Below are 20172 nucleotides of genomic sequence, written 5' to 3' on the forward strand. Positions count from 1 at the left end.
CTTGAGCGCCGAGGTTCCGATGCCGCCCGTTCCCTTGCCCCGCGACGGCTTCGCCCCGCGCCGCCTTGCGCTGCGGGCGATCATGGACGGGCGCGGGGTCGATGCGGTGATCCTTTCCCGCCCCCGCAGCCTTGCCCATTACGGGGGCCTTGCGGCACCCGGGGGCGCGCTGCTGGTCATCACCGCGCGCGAGGCCCTTCTGCTGCAGACCGGGGGATGGGAGCGGGCGGCGGCGCTGCTGCCCGGGGGCTGCGCGCTGGGCCATGAGAATGCGGCAGCCGAGGAACTGGCGGTCCTGGTGCAGGCTCTCGGCCCGCGCCGGGTGTTGGACCTTGCCGCCGAGATCGCCCGTCAGGTCGGGGGCAGATGATCGCAGGCCCCCGCCGGGCAGACGGCGGGGACCTGGAGCGGCGGCCGGAGGGAGGAGACGGCCGCCGGGCAGCAGGGCGGATCAGCCGCGACGGCGGCGGCCTGTGAACAGCGACACGATCAGCAGCAGGATCACTGCGCCGATGGTCGAGAAGACGATCGAGCCCAGGAAACTCGTGCCCCGGACGGTTGCGCCGGGAACGGCAGGGGCGGCCCCCAGGTTCCAGCCGAGGCTCGGGAACAGCCAGCTTGCCAGCACGGCGCCCAGAACGCCCACGATGATGTTCATGAAGACGCCCTGTCCGTCGCCCTTGACGATCAGGCCGGCCAGCCAGCCGGCGATGGCGCCGATGATGATCGAGATGATGAAGCCCATGTTCGGTCCTTTGCAGTTGCAGCAGGCCATGTGTGACTGCCGGATGTGGTTCGAACGTCGAGGAAGCAGGCCGGTTCCGGCGCTGGCACCGTTCCGGGAAGCTGCGCCATATCGGCAACAGATCACGTCGTGTTCAAAAAGCCGCGCGCGCGGCAAATTTGTCACGCGGTCCTCTGGGCACCGGACGGATTCTTGACGATGCCTTCGGTTCGTCGGCCTATGGGCTGATCGGACCGGCCCGCAGCCTGCCCTGCGATTCGTGCTGTCCATTCTGCCACCCTTTGAGCGGCGCACGGCTTGCCCGCGTGCTGCCCATCTTGAAGGAAAAACCTCGGATGCGTCTCGCCTCTGCTGCCCTTCTGGCTTGCGCCCTGGGCCTTGCCGCCTGCGGCCCCAGCACCCCGCCTGTCGAGCAGGCGCCCCAGACCAACAACTTCGTCCCCGAGATCTACCAGGCCCGCGTCGACCAGGGCCCGAACGGCGAGGCGCTGCCGATTCCCGCGATCAAGCCCGCCTACCTGCGCGACCGCAACGTGCGCGCCCGCGTTCCCTACAACGGCCCAGATGCGCCCGGCACCGTGGTTGTCGATCCCTATGCCCGCTTCCTTTACCTGGTCGAGGACGGCGGCATGGCGACGCGCGTCGGCATCGCGGTGGGCCGGGCGGGCGTGGGCTACGCGGGTACGGCGACCATCAAGCGCAAGGCCCGCTGGCCGTCCTGGACGCCCACCTCGAACATGGTGGCGACCGAGCCCGAGCTTTATGCCCAGTTCCGCAACGGCGTGCCGGGCGGCCTCAGCAACCCCCTGGGGTCGCGTGCCCTGTACCTCTACGAGGGCAACAGGGACACGATGTACCGCATCCACGGCACGATGGACCCTTCGTCGGTCGGAAAGGCGACCTCGGCGGGGTGCATCCGGCTGTTCAACCAGGACATCATGGACCTGTATGAGCGCATCCCCAACGGCACGACCGTGAAGGTCCGCACCGAGGCGGAATCGCGGATGTTGGAAGGCCCGCTGCTTCAGACCCCGGACGGCTATCTGGAACCGGCAGGCGCGCCGGTGCAGACCGTCGCCGCGGCGGGCGCCCCCGTACAGAACGTCGCCCTGGTCGAAAGCGCGGTTCCCGCCTACTGAACGGCTGATCAGATGGCATCGCTGCAGGCGCCCGGCACCCGTTCCGGGCGTTTTTGCGTTGCAACGTTGCGATTCTTGAGCGAACTTCGGGGTAAAACAGATGTTTGCGGGCGATCCGCTCCCCATGAAGGACGGCAAGGACGAGCATGGCGAAAGTTGCGAAACCCGATGAAGCCGGTGGTGGCGGCTCGGATGATGCCGAAACGCTGATCGCCAGGTCGCGGCAGCCTGCCCTTGGCCGGCAGGCCGACCGGGCGCTGGGCGCACTGGCCCGCAAGATCAGGGCCTTGCGTGACGAGACGCGTGCGCAGGGCGGCGACGAGCAGGGGATCAAGGACCTGGGCGCGGCGCTCCGGCGGGTGCGGGCCGAGATCGCGCGGCGTGGCGAGGCCGCCTCCGACGAGGAGGCCGGCGACCAGGAGCCGGTCCCGACCGGGGCGGCAGAGACGGCAGGGGCGGGGGGCGCCCGGGCGCCGCGCTCGCCCGGGATCCGGACGGGCCGCCCGGGCGCCCGCAAGGTGCCCAAGCCGCAGCGGGCCGAGCCGCCGGGTGAGCCCGCAGGGGACACCGCGGCGGAGCCCGTCCGCGCACCGAAGATGAGCCGGGCCGAGGCTGGCGCCCCTGCGCCCGAAGCACCCGCCGGAGGGGCGCGCCGGGCGGGCGGCATGACCCCGCCACCCGCGCGGACGGCGGACACCGGCGGTGCCCGCGAGGACAAGGCCGAGAAGAAGGCTCGCAAGGAGGCCGAAAAGGCCGAGCGCAAGCGTGTCAAGGAGGCCGAGAAGGCCGAGGAGAAGGCGGCGCGCAAGGCCCGGAAAGAGGCCGAGAAGGCCGGAAGAAAGGCCGGAAAGGGCCCCGGAGACAGCGCGGCCTCCTGAGCAGGGCACTTGCGTTCAAGGGCATGACCGGCCCTCGCGCTCCCGCAGTCCCTTGCGCCGGGCGGAGGCTGGCAGCAGTCCGCCCAGAACAGGATGCAGGTTCATGGGAAACCCCGCGCCACCGTTCACTTCGGCGCGGGGTTTTGTTATCGCGGATCCGTTACATGACGAGGGATTCCCCGTGCGCCGTTTCCAGATCGTCGTCCTTGCGGCACTGGCCGCGACCCCCGGCCTTGCGCAGGACGCAGGCGTGCCCCCGGCCTCTGCCATTGTTGCGGCTGCCGACGCGCAGGCTCAGGCCCCGCTGAACGCGGCCACCCCGCCTCCGCAGGAACCGTCTGCTCCGGCGTCTGGAGCCCCCGCAGCGACGGCCCGGCCCGCTCAACCCGCAACTGCGACGGAAGCCGCCGCTTCGGCCAACGAAACCAGGCCCGCCGCCGACAGCAGGGAGCGGCGCTGCACAGCGGACGGACGCAGCTGCATCACCGTGGCCTCCTATGTGGCGGATGTCTGTTCCACCATCGAGCGCGCGGCGACCGAGAACCGGCTCGACCCCAACTTCCTCGCGCGGCTGCTGTGGAAGGAAAGCCTGTTCGAGCCCGAGGCGGTGTCCCCCGCAGGGGCGCTGGGCATTGCGCAGTTCATGCCGGACACGGCGCGGATGCGGAAGCTCGACGATCCCTTCAACCCGGCCAAGGCGATCCATGCCTCGGCCGACTACCTGCGCTATCTGATCGACGGCTTCGGCAACATGGGACTGGCGGCCGTGGCCTATAACGGCGGCGAGCGGCGGGCCGAAACCTTCAACAAGGGCGGCAATGTCCTGCCCTTCGAGACGCAGGACTATGTCGAGGCGATCACCGGCCACAACGCCTGGAAATGGCGCGATGACCCGCCCGGGCAGATCGACGTGCGGCTGGACAAGGACAAGCCCTTCGGCGAGGCCTGCGTGCAGTTGGCCGCGAACCGCAAGCTGAAGGAATTCAAGTCCCCGCAGCGCAGCTTCCCGTGGGGCGTGATCCTGGCCTCGCATCCCAAGCAGTCGGGCGCGCAGCAGCAGGTCAGCCGGCTGAACCGCCAGTTGCGGCCGATCCTGGGCGGCAAGCAGATCACCTATGTCCGCAAGACGCTCTCGGGCAGCGGCCGGCGCGTCTATACCGCGCAGGTCGGCTATTCCTCGCGCGGCGAGGCCAATGCCTTCTGCAGCCAGTTCCGCGCCATCGGCGGCCGCTGCATCGTGCTGAAGAACTGAGGCAATGCTGCGTGCCTTGCACGCCGCATTGCCACTCCCTCACTCGGTCCAGCGCACCTTGGTCAGGTCGTTCGCGGGGGTGGGGGCGTTTTCCCACAGTCCCTCGATCCGGGCGTCGGCCACGCCGATCTTGGCCAACTGGAACAGGAAGGCGGCGGGACTGTCCTCGGCCAGCATCGTTTGCGCCTCGCGCAGCAGCTCGCTGCGCTCGCCCGCGTCGGTAGAGGCGGTGAAGCGCGCGATCAGGTCGCGGAAGGCGGGGTTGTCGTAACCGATGTAATAGCCGTCGCGGGCGTAGATATCGATGTCCAGCGGCTCGACATGGCTGATGATGGTCAGGTCGAAGTCGGCGCCGCGGAAGACCGTTTCCAGCCACTGCGCCCATTCCATGTTGGTGATGGCGGTTTCGATCCCGACCGCGCGCAGCTGCGCCGCCACGATCTCGCCGCCGCGCCGGGCGTAAGGCGGGGGCGGCAGCGCGAGCCGCAGGCTGAGGTTCGACACGCCCGCCTCGGCCAGCAGGGCCCGGGCCTTTTCCGGGTCGTGGGGCGAGCGGTCCAGCAGGTCCGTGTAGTCGGGATGGTGGGGGGCGAAATGGCTGCCGATGGGGGTGCCCTGGCCGAACATCGCGCCGTCGATGATGGCCTGCCGGTCCACGGCCAGGGCGATGGCCTTGCGCACGCGCGGGTCGTTCAGGGGCGCATGGCGGTTGTTCATGGACAGGATCGTCTCGCCCTCGGTCGTGCCCACGATCACCTTGAAGCGGGGATCGGCCTCGAGTTGCGGCAGCGTTTCCGGCGCGGGATAGATCGGGAAGGCGTCCACGTCGCCCGCCATCATTGCGGCAAAGGCCGCCGTCGGGTCAGGGATGAAGCGGAAGGTGGCCGAGCGCAGCGCGGGCTTCTCGCCCCAGTAGCCGTCGAAGGCCTCAAGCGTGATGTGGTCGCCCTGGGTCCACTCGCCGAAGCGGAAGGGGCCGGTTCCCACGGGCGCGGTCGCAGCCTGCGCGGCCGAGGCCGGGTCCAGGATCACCGCGTCGCCCCAGGCCATCTTCCAGGGGAAGCTGCCGTCCGGGCCGTCCAGCGTGACGCGCACGAGGTCAGGGGCCACCGCCTCGACCGCCGTGATCCCGGCAAAGAGCTGCTTCTGCGCGTTGGTCGAATCCTCGGCCCGCGCCCGGTCCAGCGAGAAGACCACGTCCGAGGCGTCGAAACCCGCGCCGTCGTGGAAGGTCACGCCCTGCCGCAGCCTGAATTCATAGACCGACCCGTTCTCGCTGGCCTGCCATTCCGAGGCGAGGCCGGGGACGATCGTGCCGTCGGGGGCGAAGCGGGTCAGCCCCTCGAAAAGGTTGGCATAGACCACTTCGTCGATGGCGGCGGCGGCGTTGGCGGTGGGGTCGAGGCCCGGCGGTTCGAGCACCATGCCCAGCCGGATCGTATCGGTGGCGGCCAGCGCGGGCGCGGCGATCAGCGCCAGGGCGGCGGGCAGCAGGCGGTCGAGCATGGACGTTCCCCTGTGACGAATTTCGCGGGACACTAAGGGGCTTGCCGCCGTGCGATCAAGCGCGCTGTCGCCCCTTGGGCGGGATCATCTGCTGCAACGGTCCCGCCAGCAGCAGCCAGATCGAGCTGACGACCAGTCCCCACAGCGCCCAGCTTTGCGGATGGAAGTCCACCGCGATGGCCCAGAGTGCGAAGACCACCCAGGCCCCCATCATCGGCAGCGACAGCGCGCGCCAGCGTTCGGTGCGGACAGGGTGGATGAACTTGACCGGCAGGAACATCGCCCCCGTCAGCGGGATCACCAGCGCCAGGATCACCCAGTACGAGGGCTTGAGCGCGAAGAGCACCAGCACCAGCATGTTCCAGCAGGCCGGAAAGCCCGCGAAGCTGTTGTCCTTTGTCTTCATCCGCGTGTCGGCCATGTACAGGATCGAGCCGAAGACGATGGCGATGGTGCAGACCCAGCCCGTCCAGCCCGGCAGCAGCCCCGACTTGAACAGCGCAAATGCGGGGATGAAGATCCACGTGATGTAGTCCACCATCAGGTCCATTGCCACGCCGTCATAGGTCGGCCAGTTCTGCTTGACCCCGTAGCGGCGCGCCAGCGGCCCGTCGATGCCGTCCACCACCATCGCCACGATCAGCCAGACGAACATGGTGGACCAGTCCCCGTCCACGGCGGCCAGCAGCGCCAGCACGGCCCAGATGGCGCCCGTGGCGGTGAAGAGATGGACCCCGAGGGCCTTGAGACGCAGCATCATGCGGCTTTCTCGCACCGCCGCGCGGGCCATGCAACCGGGTCAGGCGGGCGGGATCGGCAAGGCCGAGGTCGCCTTCATCTCCTCCATCGACAGAAGCGCGGTGACGTTCTGGATGCGCACTTCCGAGATCAGCGACTGGTAGAAGCGGTCATAGGCGCGCGCGTTCCGCACCATGACCTTCAGGATATAGTCGATGTCGCCGGCCAGCCGGTGCGCCTCGATCACCTCGGGGCGGGCACGCACGGCGGCAAGGAAGCGGGCGGCCCAGTCCGCGTCATGTTCCGTCGTGCGGATCAGCACGAAGAAGCAGGCTTCCAGCCCCAGCGCCTCGGCGTCCAGCAGCGCGACCTGCGCGCGGATCACGCCCTGCTCGCGCATGCGCCGAATCCGGTTCCAGACGGGCGTGCGCGAGGCGCCGACGCGGCTGGCGATCTCCTCCAGCGGCAGGCTCGCGTCCCCTTGCAGCAGGGACAGTATCTTGCGGTCCAGTTCGTCCAGCCGGACCTGCGTCTGCCTTTCCTCAGCCATCTGGATAATTCTTCCTGTAATGGGCCGGTCAGGCCGTGAATATGTCCTTATTTCCTTGCCTCTCTGGCTTTTGGCAACATGTTTTTCCTATTTTGGAAGGGAATTCTTCAGCAGGCCGCCATTCATGTCCAAGACCTTCGTCCCCTCGCCCCGCACGCCCGCCGTGCTGACCGCCAACAACCTGCTGGACGGCCTGTCCGTCTGGATGTCGGCGCGCGGCTGGACGACGGACCCCCGCGCCGCCACGCTTTACGAGGACGCGGCCACCGCCGAGACGGCGCTGCTGGCCGCGCAGGCGCAGCCCGATATCGTGGTCGGCCCTTATCTGGTCGAATCCGGCCGAGACGCCGAGGGCCTGCCGATCCCCGTCCATTTCCGCGAGGCCTTCCGCCAGGCAGGCCCCTCGGTCGAAACCAGAGCCACCGCCATTTCCGAGGCTGCCCATGCTTGACGCCACCAACGACGACGGCCGCGCCTATCTGCAGCACCGCGCCCAGCAGTTCCGCGCCCAGGTCGCGCGGCGGCTGGACGGCAGCCTGACCGAGGACGAGTTCCGCCCCCTGCGCCTGATGAACGGCGTCTATCTGCAATTGCATGCCTACATGCTGCGGGTGGCGATCCCCTATGGCACAATCAGCCCGAACCAGATCCGCGGCCTGGCCGACATCGCCGACCGCTGGGACCGGGGTTACGGCCATTTCACCACGCGGCAGAACATCCAGTTCAACTGGGCGAAGCTCGTGGACATCCCCGACATGCTGGACGCGCTGGCCGACGTGGGCCTGCACGCCATCCAGACTTCGGGCAACACCGTCCGCAACGTGACGACCGACGCCTTCGCCGGTGCCGCCGCCGACGAGATCGAGGACCCGCGCCCCTGGGCCGAGCTTCTGCGCTTCTGGTCCACCGACCATGCCGAGTTCCAGTTCCTGCCGCGCAAGTTCAAGATCGCCATCTCGGGCGGCAAGCGCGATCGCGCGGTGATCGCCGCCCATGACATTGGCCTGCGCCTGCGCCGCCAGGATGGCAAGCTGGGCTTCCAGGTCTGGATCGGCGGCGGCTTGGGCCGCACGCCCATGATCGGCAAGGTCGTGCGCGAGTTCCTGCCCGCCGAGGACCTGCTTCCCTATGTCGAGGGGATTCTGGCCGCCTACAACCTCAGTGGCCGGCGCGACAACAAGTACAAGGCGCGGCTCAAGATCACCGTGGCCGAACGTGGCCTCGACGTGCTGCGCGAGGAGATCGAGGAAGAGTTCCAGCGCCGCCGCGCCGTCTTCCGCGGCCATGACGAGGAGCTGCTGGCCCGTCTGCGCGACCGCTTCGCCGCGCCCGTCTTCCGCGAGGTGGACGAGACCGGCTTCCACGCCGCCCGTGCGGCGAGCGGGGCCTTCCGGTCCTGGATCGACACCAACCTGTCAGAACACCGCGTGCCGGGTTATGCCAGCGTGACCGTCACGCTGAAGGCGCCGGGCGCGGTGCCGGGCGACTGCACGTCCGCGCAGATGCGCCTGATCGCGGAACTGGCCGAGCGTCACGCCCATGGCGACATCCGCATCGCGCATGACCAGAACATCGTCCTGCCGCATGTGCCCAAGTCGGAACTGCCCGCGCTTTACGCCAGCTTGCGCGAGGCGGGGCTGGCGACCGCCAACGCGGGGCATATTACCGACATCATTTCCTGCCCTGGCATGGACTTCTGCACGCTGGCGACTGCGCGCTCGGTCCCGATCGCGCAGGAGCTGGCGGATTACGTCCGCGCCCGCGACCTCGACGACGAGATCGGCAAGTTCGACGTCCGCATCTCGGGCTGCATCAACGCCTGCGGCCATCACCATCTGGGCCATGTCGGCATCCTCGGGCTGGACCGGGCGGGGGTCGAGAACTACCAGATCACGCTGGGCGGCGACGGCTACGAGATGCCGGCCATCGGCGAGCGGGCCGGCGCGGGTTTCCCCTATGACCAGGTCGTGCCCGCCATCGGCCGCCTGATCGACGCCTACCTTGAGGTTCGGGAATCGCCCGAGGAACGCTTCATCGACGCCCTGCGGCGGCTGGGGCCTGCGCCCTTCAAGGCGGCGCTGTATCCGGCCGAGGCGCGCGATGCTTGACGCGAACCTCGACAGCCGCGCCGCGACGCTGAACGCGCGCTATCGCAACCACGCGGCGGTGCAGGTGCTGCGCCATGCGCTGTCCGACCCCGACCTGGGACGGGTGGCGCTGGTGTCCTCCTTCGGGGCGGAGTCGGTCGTGCTGCTGCACATGCTGTCGATCGCCTCGCCCGACACGCCGGTGCTGTTCATCGACACCGAGATGCTGTTCCCCGAAACCCTGGACTACCAGCGCGAGATCGCCGCGCGCCTGCCCCTGACCGACGTCCGCGTGATCCGCGCCTCGGCCGAGGAGATCGCGGCGGTGGACCCCGACGGCACGCTGCACCAGCGTGACACGGATTCCTGCTGCAACGTCCGCAAGGTCGTGCCGCTGGAGCGGGCGCTGTCGCAGTTCGACGCCTGGATCACCGGCCGCAAGCGCTTCCAGGGCGGCGAGCGGAAGGAGCTGGACTTCTTCGAGCCCGAGCCCCCGCTGCGGCTGCGGGTGAACCCGCTGGCCCATTGGCGACCGCAGGACATCATCGACTACATGGACGAGAACGCGCTGCCCCGGCATCCGCTGGTGGCGCGAGGCTATCCGTCCATCGGCTGCGCGCCCTGCACCTCGCCAGTGAAACCGGGCGAGGACCCGCGCTCGGGCCGCTGGCGCGGCTCGGCCAAGACCGAATGCGGCATCCATTTCATCGGCGGCAAGATCGTGCGCGGCCCCATTGCGCCCGAACCCCAGCCCGAGCCCGAGGTTGCGCGGGTTGCCCCCGTTGCCCATCTGCACGTAGTGACGCCGGTCATGGAACGCCCCGCTGCAAGCAAGGACACCGACATGACGACCGCCGACCTGACCCAAGCCTCCACTTCCGCCTCGACCGGGGCGGACGCGCCGGTGCTGGTCCGTGACGACGGCTTCCACCCGCTGGAAGGGCAGCCCGACGTCAGCCTGCCCTCGGACACCGACCCTGACACGCTGTCGGATCACCTCGGCGCGGCAATGATCGCCGTCGAGTTCCCGGCCATGACGGACGGGCGCGGCCTTACGCTGGCGCGGCTGCTGCGGGAGCTTGGCTACAAGGGCCGCATCCGGGCGACCGGCGCTCTGATCGCCGACCAGTATGCGATGGCCCGCCGCGTCGGCATCGACGAGGTGCAGATCCCTGCGGCCCTTGCCCGGCGGCAGCCGGCGGACCAGTGGCTCGCCCGGGCCGACTGGCGCGAGTGGGACCACAGGTCGCGGCTGGCGGGCTAGTCCCCGGCCGGCTTTCCCCCTAGATTATTGCGGACACCCGACATGACCCTGGATATTCCCTTGGCAGACGATCCCCACGTCACCCAGCCCAAATCGACCGCCGGCATCCTGCCCGACGCGCAGACCGTCACGGCGGTCCGGCACTGGACGGACGGGCTGTTCTCCTTCCGGGTCACCCGGCCCGCCAGCCTGCGCTTCCGGTCGGGCGAGTTCGTGATGATCGGCCTGCTCGGGGACAACGGCAAGCCGATCCTGCGCGCCTATTCCATCGCCTCGCCCAACTGGGACGAGGAGCTGGAGTTCTATTCGATCAAGGTGCCGGACGGGCCGCTGACCTCGAAGCTTCAGCACATCAAGCCCGGCGACCAGATCATCCTGCGCCCCAAGCCCGTGGGCACGCTGGTCCTCGACGCGCTGCTGCCCGGCAAGCGGCTGTGGTTCCTGGCGACCGGCACCGGCATCGCGCCCTTTGCCTCGCTGATGCGCGACCCCGAGACCTTCGAGCGCTACGAGCAGGTGATCATGATGCACACCTGCCGCACGAAGGCGGAACTGGAATACGGCCGCGAACTGGTCGAGAACCTGCGCCACGACCCGCTGCTGAGCGAGATCCACGGCGACGACTTCACCGACCGGCTGGTCTACTATCCCACGACCACGCGCGAAGAGTCGCCCTTCATGGGGCGGATCACCGACAACCTGGCCGGCGGCAAGGTCTTCGCCGACCTCGGCCTGCCGCCCATGAACCCCGCCGAGGACCGCGCCATGGTCTGCGGCAGCCTGGCCTTCAACGTGGACGTCAAGGCGGTGCTGGAAAGCTTCGGCCTGAACGAGGGCGCCAACAGCGAGCCGCGCGAGTTCGTGGTCGAGAAGGCCTTCGTGGGCGAGGGCGTCTGACCCGACCGTGAGCCCCTGGGCGGAACTCCGGCTTTGGTGGCCCTGTTCGGTGACAGGATCCACGCAAAGCCGGAGACGACCATGAAACTTGCAGCTCTTGCCGCCTTCCTGGGAATGGCCGCGCCCGCCGCGCTTCTGGCGCAGACGGCCACCCCGCCGACCGACTCCACCGTGACCGGCACCATGCCGTCTGGCGAGGCGACCGGCGTGGCCGCGTCGCAGAACCCGGTGGTGATGCCCCATTCCGAGGCGGCGCCCGAGCCTGCGACGGCCCCCGCCGCCGCCTCGGCCACCCCTGCCGCCACGCCGCAGGATTTCGTCAACCAGGCTGCCAGCAGCGGCATGTTCGAGGTCCAGTCGAGCGAGCTTGCGCTGGAGCGCGCCGGCAGCGACGAGGTCAAGGACTTCGCCCGGATGATGATCCGGGACCATGGCGAGCTGAACGAGCAGCTCAAGGCCATGGCCGCCGCCAAGGGGCTGACCGTTCCGGCCGAGATCGCCGGACCCCCGGCGCAGCACATGGAGGCCGTGACGGGGGCCGAGGGCGACAGCTTCGACCGCACCTACCTCGACCATCAGGCGCAGGCCCATGCCGAGGCCATCGCGCTGTTCGAGCCCTGGGCCGAGCAGACGGACGACACCGACATGGCCGCCCTGGCGCAGAAGGCCGTCCAGCACATCCGCACCCACCAGGAGACGCTGGAAAAGATCCGCGCCGACTGAGCGGCCCGGATCATCCAAGGCGCGCCGTGGCCAGTCGCCCGGCGCCCTTTCGCGTCCTTGTGCCACGTTCGGGCAGGGATTGCCCCGCGTTGACTCCGCCCCTCGGGGCACCCATGTTGCCGCCCCGAATCTGCCAAAGGTCGTGTCATGCCCGTCGTCGTCGTCGAATCCCCGGCCAAGGCCAAGACAATCAACAAGTATCTGGGCGACGACTACACCGTTCTCGCGTCCTTCGGCCATGTCCGCGACCTGCCGCCCAAGGACGGCTCGGTCGATACCGACGCAGATTTCGCCATGAAATGGGAAGTCGCGGCGGAATCGAAGAAGCACGTCAAGGCGATCAAGGATGCGCTGGCGTCCGACCCGAACCTGATCCTTGCGACCGACCCCGACCGCGAGGGCGAGGCGATCAGTTGGCACCTGCGCGAGGCGCTAGCGTCCTCGCTGAAGAAGGCGCAGGTCAGTCGCGTCACCTTCAACGCGATCACGAAGAACGCCGTGACCGAGGCGATGGCGAACCCCCGCGAGATCGACCAGCCGCTGGTGGACGCCTATCTGGCGCGCCGGGCGCTGGACTATCTCGTGGGCTTCAACCTCTCGCCCGTCCTGTGGCGCAAGCTGCCGGGCGCCAAGTCCGCGGGCCGCGTCCAGTCGGTCGCCCTGCGGATCATCGTCGACCGCGAGATGGAGATCGAGGCCTTCCGCGCCCGCGAATACTGGACCGTCCATGCGACGCTGGCGACACCCAAGGGCGACGAATACCGCGCTCAGCTTGTCACCTATGCAGGGAAAAAGCTGGAACGCTACGACCTTGCCAACGAGGAAGCTGCGCGGCTGGCCGTGAAGGCGGTGGAAAGCCGCGACCTCAAGGTGACCTCGGTCACATCCAAGCCCGCCAGCCGCAACCCCTGGCCGCCCTTCATGACCTCGACCCTGCAGCAGGAGGCCAGCCGCAAGCTGGGCCTAGGCGCCCGCGCCTGCATGTCGGCGGCGCAGAGGCTCTACGAGGCGGGCTACATCACCTACATGCGGACCGACGGCATCGACATGGCGCCCGAGGCCGTGATGGCGGCGCGCGACGCGATCAAGGCGCGCTTCGGGGCGGATTACGTGCCGAAGTCGCCGCGCATGTACAAGAACAAGGCCAAGAACGCGCAGGAAGCCCACGAGTGCATCCGGCCGACCGACATGATGCTGTCGCCCGACAAGCTGAACGTCGAGCCCGAGCAGAGGAAGCTCTACGACCTGATCTGGAAGCGCACCTTGGCCTCGCAGATGGAGGCCGCGCGGATGGAGCGGACCACCGTCGAGATCGGCTCGGCCGACGGGCAGGTGGGCCTGCGCGCGACGGGGCAGGTGATGCTGTTCGACGGCTTCCTGCGGGTCTATGACCAGGGCACCGACGATGACGAGGGCGAGGACAGCGCCCGCCTGCCGCAGATCGCGGAAGGAGAGCCCGCCGCCAAGCGCGCCGTCGTGCCGGAACAGCATTTCACCCAGCCGCCGCCCCGCTATACCGAGGCCACGCTGGTCAAGCGGATGGAAGAACTCGGCATCGGCCGGCCCTCGACCTATGCCAGCATTGTCACGACGATCCAGGACCGCGAATATGTCCGCAAGGACAAGAACCGCCTGATCCCCGAGGACAAGGGGCGGCTGGTGACGGCCTTCCTGGTGAAATACTTCCCGCGCTACGTCAGCTACGACTTCACCGCCGACCTCGAAGGCGAGCTCGACGACATCTCCTCGGGCGAGCGGGAGTACCGCGAGGTCCTGCGCCGCTTCTGGCGCGACTTCACCGCCGCGCTGGAGGGCACGAGCGAGCTTCGCATCACCGAGGTGCTGGAGGCGATTGACGAAGCGCTGGCTCCGCATCTCTACCCGGCGCGCGCCGACGGGGGCGATCCGCGGGAATGCCCGCTCTGCGGCAAGGGGCGGCTGAACCTCAAGACCGCGCGCTCGGGCGGGGCCTTCATTGGCTGCAACAACTATCCCGACTGCCGCTACACCCGCCCGATTTCCGGCGCGGAAGGCGAGGCCATGGGCGATGCCATCCTAGGCCTGGACCCCGAGGGAATCGAGATCAGCCTGAAGAACGGCCGCTTCGGGCCTTACGTCCAGCGCGGCGAAGCGACGGCGGAACAGCCCAAGCCCCCGCGCGCCTCCATCCCCAAGGGCTGGAACGCTGCGTCGATGGACTTGGAAAAGGCGCTGATGCTGCTGAACCTGCCGCGCGAGATTGGGCCGCACCCAGAGGACGGCGTGACCATCGAGGCCGGGATCGGCCGCTACGGCCCTTATATCAAGCACGGGACAAAATACGCCAACCTGCCCGAGGTGGACGAGGTCTTCACCATCGGCATGAACCGCGCGGTCGAGGTGCTGGCCGCAAAGCCCCAGCGCGGGCGTGCGGCCCCGGCGGCGGCGCTTGCGGAACTGGGCGAGCACCCCGATGGCGGCGCCGTGCAGGTGCTGAGCGGCCGCTTCGGCCCCTACGTGAAATGGGGCAAGATCAACGCCACCCTGCCGCGCGACATGGCACCCGAGTCGCTGAGGATGGACCAAGCGCTGGAACTGATCGCGGCCAAGGCCTCGAAGGGCAAGCCGGCCAAGAAGACCGCGCGGGCGACAGCCGAGTCCAAGGCGCCGAAGAAACCCGCCGCCGCGAAGAAGCCGACGGCGAAGAAGGCCGCAGGCACGGCCACAAAGAAGGCCTCGGCCCGGAAGGCTGCCGGCCCGGACGAAGCAGCCTAGGGCTGATTGCCGGGCAGGTCGCGCACCGAAGGCGGCAGACCCTCCCGGCGCGGATGCGCCGGCCTGCCCGTCATCGCGGCCGCAGAAAGGCCCGTGTTTTCAACGCGCGCGGCGTTCGTCCATACCTTCGCCGTTCGGGGGTGATACCTGCCCGGCGTCCCCTCGTTCGTTGACACCTGCGCCCCCCCCGTGCAGAACCCCCCGAAAGGTTTGCACGGGGGGACCATGCGCAAGATTTACGACAACGCGGATGCCGCGCTGGAAGGGTTGCTGAAGGACGGCATGTCCATCGCGGCCGGGGGCTTCGGCCTTTGCGGCATCCCGGAATTGCTGATCGCATCCATCCACAAGTCCGGCGTCAAGGACCTGACGGTCGCGTCCAACAACTGCGGCGTCGACGGCTTCGGCCTGGGCATCCTGCTGGACAGCAAGCAGATCCGGAAGATGCAGTCCTCCTACGTGGGCGAGAACGCCGAATTCATGCGCCAGTATCTCTCGGGCGAGCTCGAGCTGGAGTTCAACCCGCAGGGCACGCTGGCCGAGCGGATGCGGGCGGGTGGCGCGGGCATCCCCGGCTTCTACACCAAGACCGGCGTCGGCACGGTCATCGCCGAGGGGAAAGAGGTCAAGAATTTCGACGGCGAGGACTACATCCTCGAGCGCGGGATCGTGACCGACCTCGCCATCGTCAAGGCCTGGAAGGCCGACGAGACCGGCAACCTCGTCTTCCGCAAGACCGCGCGCAACTTCAACGTGCCCGCCGCCACCTGCGGCCGTGTCTGCGTCGTCGAGGTCGAGGAGATCGTCCCGGCCGGCTCGATCGACCCGGACCACATCCACCTGCCGGGCATCTACGTCCACCGCATCATAAAGGGCGAGCACGAGAAGCGGATCGAGCAGCGCACCGTCCGCAAGCGCGCCGATCAGAACACTGCGCCCGCCGCGCAAGGGGAGGAAGCCTGATGGCCTGGGACCGCAACCAGATGGCGGCGCGCGCCGCGCGCGAACTCGAGGACGGCATGTATGTCAACCTCGGCATCGGCATCCCGACGCTGGTGTCGAACTACATCCCCGAGGGCGTCCACGTGACGCTGCAGTCGGAAAACGGGATGCTCGGCATGGGGCCCTTCCCCTATGAGGGCGAGGAGGACCCCGACCTCATCAACGCCGGCAAGCAGACGATCACCGAGCTGCCCCATTCCGCCTATTTCGACAGCGCCACCAGCTTCGGCATGATCCGTGGCGGCAAGATCGCCATGGCGGTCCTGGGCGCGATGGAGGTGGCCGAGAACGGCGATCTCGCGAACTGGATGATCCCCGGCAAGCTGGTCAAGGGCATGGGCGGGGCGATGGACCTCGTCGCGGGCGTCAAGCGCGTGGTGGTGGTCATGGACCACACCAACAAGGCCGGCGAATCCAAGGTGCTGCGCCAGTGCACCCTGCCGCTGACCGGCAAGGGCGTGGTGGACCGCATCATCACCAATCTGGGCGTCCTGGACGTCGTCCCAGGCGGGCTGAAGATCGTCGAGGTCGCCGATGGCGTGACCGAGGACGAGCTGCGCGCCGCCACCGAGGCGACGATTGTCGGCTGACCGGCATAGCCCCTGCAACCCTCGGCGGGCCGTTCATGCGGCCCGCTGACGATGGCGTGACGCTGACCCCTGACCGGATCGCCGCGCTGTTCACCGCGCCCGGCGGCGCTTTCCTCTGCGCCCGCTGGGGCCGGCCGGTCGCCCCCGTGGTATTCGGGCTGGACGACGCCTCGCTTTCCGTCTTCCGCGCCGCCATCGCAGCCGTCTTCGCCCATGCCCGCTACCCCATGGCCGAGACCGACCCCGAGATGGGCGCAAACCTCATGGTCTTCGCCGTCCGCGACTGGGACGAACTGGCGGAACTGCCCGACCTCGACCGCCTGACGGGGATGCAGGGTTTGCCCGAGCGGCTGGCAGGGCAGGGGGCCGACCAGTATCGCCTGTTCCGCTTCGACCCCGACGGCAGCATCCGCGCCGCCTTTGCGTTCCTGCGCCTCGGCGGGCCCTTGGGCCAGTCCCACCCCGCGCAGCTGGCCGAGTCCGTGGCGGTCAACACGCTTCTGACCTGGGCGCATCCGGTGACGCCCTCGCGGCCGCTCGCCGGTCTGATCCGCGCGGCCTATGACCCCCTGCTGCCCGCCTGCGCCCGCGACCCCAGCCACGCCCTGCGCCTGGCCGCGCGGCTCCAGGCACCTTCTTCTTCGTGAAAATATCCCGGGGGAGCCGTCCGCAGGGCGGCGGGGGCAGAGCCCCTTCCTTCTGCCCGAGGTTCCCTTCCGCCGCCGGACATGCTTGACCCTTGACCCAAACCGGCAGGGGCCCCGCGAATGACTCACCGTTTCCCGATCCGCGTCTATTACGAGGACACCGACCTCGGGCAGATCGTCTACTACGCCAACTACCTCAAGTTCATCGAACGCGGCCGCAGCGAATGGCTGCGCGCGGCGGGCGTGGACCAGCAGCGCCTGCTGGAGGACTCGCACCTGGCCTTTGTCGTCCGCCGGGTCGAGGCCGACTACCTCAGTCCGGCCCGCTTCGACGACCAGCTCGAGGTCGTGACCACGCTGGAACAGGCCACGGGACCGCGCGTGACCGTTCTGCAGGCAGTGGAACGCGACGAAAAGGCGCTGTTTCAGGCCCGCGTCACCGTGGTCTGCGTGGATCTGCGGACCATGCGGCCCCATCGCCTGCCCCCGGCGGTCCGGGCCGCGCTGGCCGGCTGACAGCCGCCGCCGCACGGAACTGTGTTGACCTTTTGAATGGCCTTCCTCGATAGGATGATGGCAAACGCGCGGAACTGCGCAAGAACAGGCAAGTCTCGATGGATAACCTCGCAATCGGCGCGCCGGCCGATTTCTCGCTGATCGCGCTGTTCCTGCGCGCGGGCCTCACCGTCAAGATCGTGATGGTGCTGCTGGTCCTGGCCTCGGTCTGGTCCTGGGCGCTGATCATCCAGAAGCTGATGGTCCATGCCGCGGCCCGTCGTGACGCTTCGGGCTTCGAGCGGCGCTTCTGGTCGGGCGAGCCCCTGGACGACGTCTTCGACCGCATGAACGGGCGCGCGGGCGGCCCGGCCGAGCGGATCTTTTCCGCCGGCATGACCGAATGGCGCCGCTCGCAGCGCGACGACGGCGGCCTGATCGCGGGCGTCCTGCAGCGGGTTGAACGCGCCATGAACGTGGCCATCGGGCGCGAGGGCGACCGCCTGACGCGCGGCCTGCCCTTCCTGGCGACGGTCGGATCGACCGCCCCCTTCATCGGGCTCTTCGGCACCGTCTGGGGCATCAAGACCGCCTTCGAGGGCATCGCGTTGAGCCAGGATACCAGCCTTGCCGTCGTGGCCCCCGGCATCGCCGAGGCGCTGGTCGCCACCGCGCTGGGCCTGCTGGCCGCGATCCCGGCCGTGATCTTCTACAACAAGCTTTCCTCGGATGCCGAGCGCATCAGCGCCGGTCACGAGGCCTTCGCCGACGAATTCGCCACCATCCTGTCGCGCCAGGTCGAGGACGCGTGATGGCGGGCGGGATCGCGCGGCGCAAGCTCAGCCGCCACGGGCGCCAGCGTCACGCGCCCATGGCGGAAATCAACGTCACGCCCTTCGTGGACGTGATGCTGGTGCTGCTGATCATCTTCATGGTGGCCGCCCCCCTTCTGACCGTGGGCGTGCCACTGGAACTGCCCCGCACGGCGGCCGAGGCCGTCACGGCCGAGCCCGAGGAGCCGCTGACCATCTCGCTGCCCGCCGAGGGGCCGCTGGTCCTGATGACGACCGAGGTGCCCTCGGGCGAGCTGGTCCCCCGCCTGCGCGCCGTCGCCGCCGAGCGGCAGTCGAGCCGCATCTACCTGCGCGCCGACGGGGCCGTGGCCTATGCGCGCGTGATGGAGGTCATGGGCGCGCTGAACGCGGCCGGTTTCCGCGACATCGTGCTGGTCACCGATTCGGGCGGCCCGCGGATGGATGGCTGATCCGTTCCCCCCCACCGAGGCGCGAGAGCGCCGGATCGGCGCCTGGGTCTCGGGCGTGGCGCACGCGGCCCTGATTGCCTGGGTGGCGGTCGGCGGCGCGCTGTTCCGCCCGCCGCAGGCACCCGCGCTGCGGATGTCGCCCGTGGAAACCATGTCGGCGACCGAGTTCGAATCGATGGCCGCCGCCGCGCGCGGCTCGGGTCCCATCGGGGCCGAGGCGGCGGTCACGCCCGCCCAGCCGCGCCCGCCTTCGGCCGAGGCGATTGCGGGCGGACCTGTCGCCATGGCTCCGCCTGCGCCGAACGCCGACCCTCAGGCGCTGCCCGCGCCTGAGTTCGCAGGCGAGGCCGCGCCGAACCTGTCCGACCTGCAGGTGCCGCAGACCCCCGTGGCTGTCGCCACCGTCGCGCCCATGCCGCAGCAGCCCCCGCAGGCACAGGACGAGGCGCCGCCCCCGGCAGCGCTGGACCTGCCGCCCGAACTGCCGAGGGTCGCGGCGGCCCCGCCCCTTTCCTCTCCCGCGGCCGAGGCGGCGGCCCCTGCCGCGCTGCCGCCCCCGCCGGTGCTGATGACCTCGGACGCGCCCTTCGACGTTCCTGCCGCCCGCCAGCGCCGCGCCGAGCGGATCGCGGCCGCCGAAGCGGCCCGGCAGGAAGCCGCACGGCAGGAAGCAGCCCGGCAGGCCGAGGCTGAGGCCGAGGCCCAGCGGCAGGCGCAGGAAGCGCTGGAGGCCGAGCGCCTTGCCGCCGAGCAGGCCCGCATCGCCGCCGAGGCCGCCGCGCGGCAGCAGGCCGAGCGCGCCGCAACCGAGGCCGCTGCCGCGGAAGCTGCTCGTGCGCAAGCTGAGGCCCAGGCCGCGCTTGAGGCGGAACGGCAGGCCGCCTTGGAGGCCGAGCGGCAGGAGCAGGAGCAGGAGCGGCGCGAGGCCGAGGCCCGTGAACGTGCCGAGGCCGCCACCCGCCGGGCCGAGCAGCAGCGGCTGGCCGAGGAAGCCCAGCGCGCCGAGGCCCGCCGCCTTGCCGAAGAGCGCGAGGCCGAGGAGGCGCGCCGCCGCGCCGAGGAGGAAGCCGCCGCTGCCCAGGCCGCCGAGGTGCTCGCCCGCGCCGAGGAGGAGGCCGCCCGCGCCCGTGCCGAGGCGCAGGCCCGCGAGGAGGCCGAGGCCGCGCGGCAGGCCCCCGAGGACGCCGACCCGCTGATGGCGGCCTTGAACGAGGCGCTGGACCTGCCCGGTGCCGTCGAGGAAGGCGGCGGCGGTCGCGCCGCCTTGGGTCCGCCCCTGTCGCAGGGGGAAAAGGACGGGCTCAGGTTGCAGATCGAGGCCTGCTGGAACATCGGCTCGCTGTCGCGCGAAGCGCAGCGGACGGCGGTTTCGGTGCAGTTCTCGATGTCCGCCGACGGGATGCCCGAAACCGACAGCGTGCGGATGATCGGCTTCGACGGCGGCTCGGACGCGGCCGCCGCGCAGGCCTTCGAGGCCGCACGCCGCGCGATCCTGCGCTGCGCCCTGCAGGGCGGCGGCTTCAACCTGCCGGCCGAGAAATACGGCCGCTGGCGTGACACGATCATCGACTTCCGCCCTCAGGGCGGCCCCTCGATCCGGTGAAGATGGCCCGCATTTCCATCGCATCCCAAACAGGTTAG

Annotated in this window: 21 protein-coding genes and 1 pseudogene; 18 read left to right on the top strand and 4 right to left on the bottom strand. The window is 69.5% G+C overall.

The window, feature by feature from the left end:
* Window position 1: 1 nt before the first annotated feature.
* Window positions 2–370: an aminopeptidase P family N-terminal domain-containing protein gene (locus ACFFII_RS08815; protein WP_377698519.1), complete on the top strand. Its 369-nt coding sequence runs from the start codon at window positions 2–4 to the stop codon at window positions 368–370.
* An 81-nt stretch (window positions 371–451) separates the two neighbouring features.
* Here ACFFII_RS08815 and ACFFII_RS08820 read toward each other — a convergent pair whose 3' ends face one another.
* Window positions 452–745, bottom strand: coding sequence for a GlsB/YeaQ/YmgE family stress response membrane protein (locus ACFFII_RS08820; RefSeq protein WP_090751951.1), 294 nt, complete (start codon window positions 743–745; stop codon window positions 452–454).
* A 335-nt stretch (window positions 746–1080) separates the two neighbouring features.
* On the opposite strand from ACFFII_RS08820, the gene ACFFII_RS08825 reads away from it, so the two are divergent.
* The 3 genes from ACFFII_RS08825 to ACFFII_RS08835 all read left to right on the top strand — a co-directional run bounded on the left by ACFFII_RS08825 (window position 1081) and on the right by ACFFII_RS08835 (window position 4014).
* Entirely contained in the window at window positions 1081–1884 is an 804-nt protein-coding gene (locus ACFFII_RS08825) for a L,D-transpeptidase (RefSeq protein WP_377698520.1), read from the top strand.
* Between the two features lie 146 nt (window positions 1885–2030).
* Complete coding sequence (locus ACFFII_RS08830; RefSeq protein ID WP_377698521.1) at window positions 2031–2762, top strand: hypothetical protein; 732 nt, start codon at window positions 2031–2033, stop codon at window positions 2760–2762.
* 181 nt (window positions 2763–2943) lie between these two features.
* Entirely contained in the window at window positions 2944–4014 is a 1071-nt protein-coding gene (locus ACFFII_RS08835) for a transglycosylase SLT domain-containing protein (protein ID WP_377698522.1), read from the top strand.
* A 39-nt stretch (window positions 4015–4053) separates the two neighbouring features.
* Here the strand turns inward: ACFFII_RS08835 and ACFFII_RS08840 are convergent, their stop codons facing one another.
* From ACFFII_RS08840 to ACFFII_RS08850, 3 genes are read right to left on the bottom strand one after another with little or no spacing between them, the layout of a single operon-like run.
* Window positions 4054–5520 (bottom strand): ABC transporter substrate-binding protein, encoded by a 1467-nt coding sequence (locus tag ACFFII_RS08840; protein WP_377698523.1) that lies wholly within the window; start codon window positions 5518–5520, stop codon window positions 4054–4056.
* 55 nt (window positions 5521–5575) lie between these two features.
* Window positions 5576–6280 (bottom strand): CDP-alcohol phosphatidyltransferase family protein, encoded by a 705-nt coding sequence (locus tag ACFFII_RS08845; protein ID WP_377698793.1) that lies wholly within the window; start codon window positions 6278–6280, stop codon window positions 5576–5578.
* A 39-nt stretch (window positions 6281–6319) separates the two neighbouring features.
* Window positions 6320–6808 (bottom strand): Lrp/AsnC family transcriptional regulator, encoded by a 489-nt coding sequence (locus tag ACFFII_RS08850; protein ID WP_377698524.1) that lies wholly within the window; start codon window positions 6806–6808, stop codon window positions 6320–6322.
* Window positions 6809–6932: 124 nt separating this feature from the next.
* Here ACFFII_RS08850 and ACFFII_RS08855 point away from each other — a divergent pair, with 124 nt between their 5' ends.
* The 14 genes and pseudogenes from ACFFII_RS08855 (at window position 6933) to tolA (ending at window position 20134) form a co-directional block, all read left to right on the top strand.
* Window positions 6933–7259: a DUF2849 domain-containing protein gene (locus tag ACFFII_RS08855; protein WP_377698525.1), complete on the top strand. Its 327-nt coding sequence runs from the start codon at window positions 6933–6935 to the stop codon at window positions 7257–7259.
* Window positions 7252–8916, top strand: a complete 1665-nt coding sequence (locus tag ACFFII_RS08860; RefSeq protein WP_377698526.1) for a nitrite/sulfite reductase — start codon at window positions 7252–7254, stop codon at window positions 8914–8916. The genes ACFFII_RS08855 and ACFFII_RS08860 overlap by 8 nt, the downstream gene beginning before the upstream one ends.
* Window positions 8909–9631, top strand: a pseudogene (locus tag ACFFII_RS08865) (phosphoadenylyl-sulfate reductase); the annotation flags it as partial. The gene ACFFII_RS08860 and the pseudogene ACFFII_RS08865, both read left to right, overlap by 8 nt.
* Before the next feature lie 108 nt (window positions 9632–9739).
* Window positions 9740–10159, top strand: a complete 420-nt coding sequence (locus ACFFII_RS08870; protein ID WP_377698794.1) for a DUF934 domain-containing protein — start codon at window positions 9740–9742, stop codon at window positions 10157–10159.
* 42 nt (window positions 10160–10201) lie between these two features.
* A complete protein-coding gene (locus ACFFII_RS08875) occupies window positions 10202–11056 on the top strand; it encodes a ferredoxin--NADP reductase (protein ID WP_377698527.1) in 855 nt (284 codons plus the stop codon).
* A gap of 81 nt (window positions 11057–11137) precedes the next feature.
* Entirely contained in the window at window positions 11138–11779 is a 642-nt protein-coding gene (locus ACFFII_RS08880; RefSeq protein ID WP_377698528.1) for a DUF4142 domain-containing protein, read from the top strand.
* A 147-nt stretch (window positions 11780–11926) separates the two neighbouring features.
* The gene (gene topA / locus ACFFII_RS08885; protein ID WP_377698529.1) at window positions 11927–14533 is read left to right on the top strand and encodes a type I DNA topoisomerase; all 2607 of its coding nucleotides are present in this window, start codon (window positions 11927–11929) and stop codon (window positions 14531–14533) included.
* A gap of 225 nt (window positions 14534–14758) precedes the next feature.
* Window positions 14759–15496: a CoA transferase subunit A gene (locus ACFFII_RS08890; RefSeq protein ID WP_377698530.1), complete on the top strand. Its 738-nt coding sequence runs from the start codon at window positions 14759–14761 to the stop codon at window positions 15494–15496.
* The gene (locus ACFFII_RS08895) at window positions 15496–16125 is read left to right on the top strand and encodes a 3-oxoacid CoA-transferase subunit B (RefSeq protein ID WP_377698531.1); all 630 of its coding nucleotides are present in this window, start codon (window positions 15496–15498) and stop codon (window positions 16123–16125) included. The genes ACFFII_RS08890 and ACFFII_RS08895 overlap by 1 nt, the downstream gene beginning before the upstream one ends.
* 35 nt (window positions 16126–16160) lie before the next feature.
* A complete protein-coding gene (locus tag ACFFII_RS08900) occupies window positions 16161–16772 on the top strand; it encodes a hypothetical protein (RefSeq protein WP_377698532.1) in 612 nt (203 codons plus the stop codon).
* A gap of 120 nt (window positions 16773–16892) precedes the next feature.
* On the top strand, window positions 16893–17288 hold the full coding sequence (gene ybgC / locus ACFFII_RS08905; RefSeq protein ID WP_377698533.1) for a tol-pal system-associated acyl-CoA thioesterase: 396 nt from the start codon (window positions 16893–16895) through the stop codon (window positions 17286–17288).
* Between the two features lie 98 nt (window positions 17289–17386).
* Entirely contained in the window at window positions 17387–18079 is a 693-nt protein-coding gene (gene tolQ, locus ACFFII_RS08910) for a protein TolQ (RefSeq protein ID WP_377698534.1), read from the top strand.
* Entirely contained in the window at window positions 18079–18531 is a 453-nt protein-coding gene (locus ACFFII_RS08915) for an ExbD/TolR family protein (RefSeq protein ID WP_377698535.1), read from the top strand. Before tolQ ends, ACFFII_RS08915 begins: the two co-directional genes overlap by 1 nt.
* Window positions 18524–20134, top strand: a complete 1611-nt coding sequence (gene tolA / locus ACFFII_RS08920; RefSeq protein WP_377698536.1) for a cell envelope integrity protein TolA — start codon at window positions 18524–18526, stop codon at window positions 20132–20134. The genes ACFFII_RS08915 and tolA overlap by 8 nt, the downstream gene beginning before the upstream one ends.
* The last annotated feature ends 38 nt before the right edge of the window (window positions 20135–20172 follow it).

Origin of the sequence: Paracoccus niistensis, assembly GCF_042432925.1 — a bacterium.
Lineage (GTDB): Bacteria > Pseudomonadota > Alphaproteobacteria > Rhodobacterales > Rhodobacteraceae > Paracoccus > Paracoccus niistensis.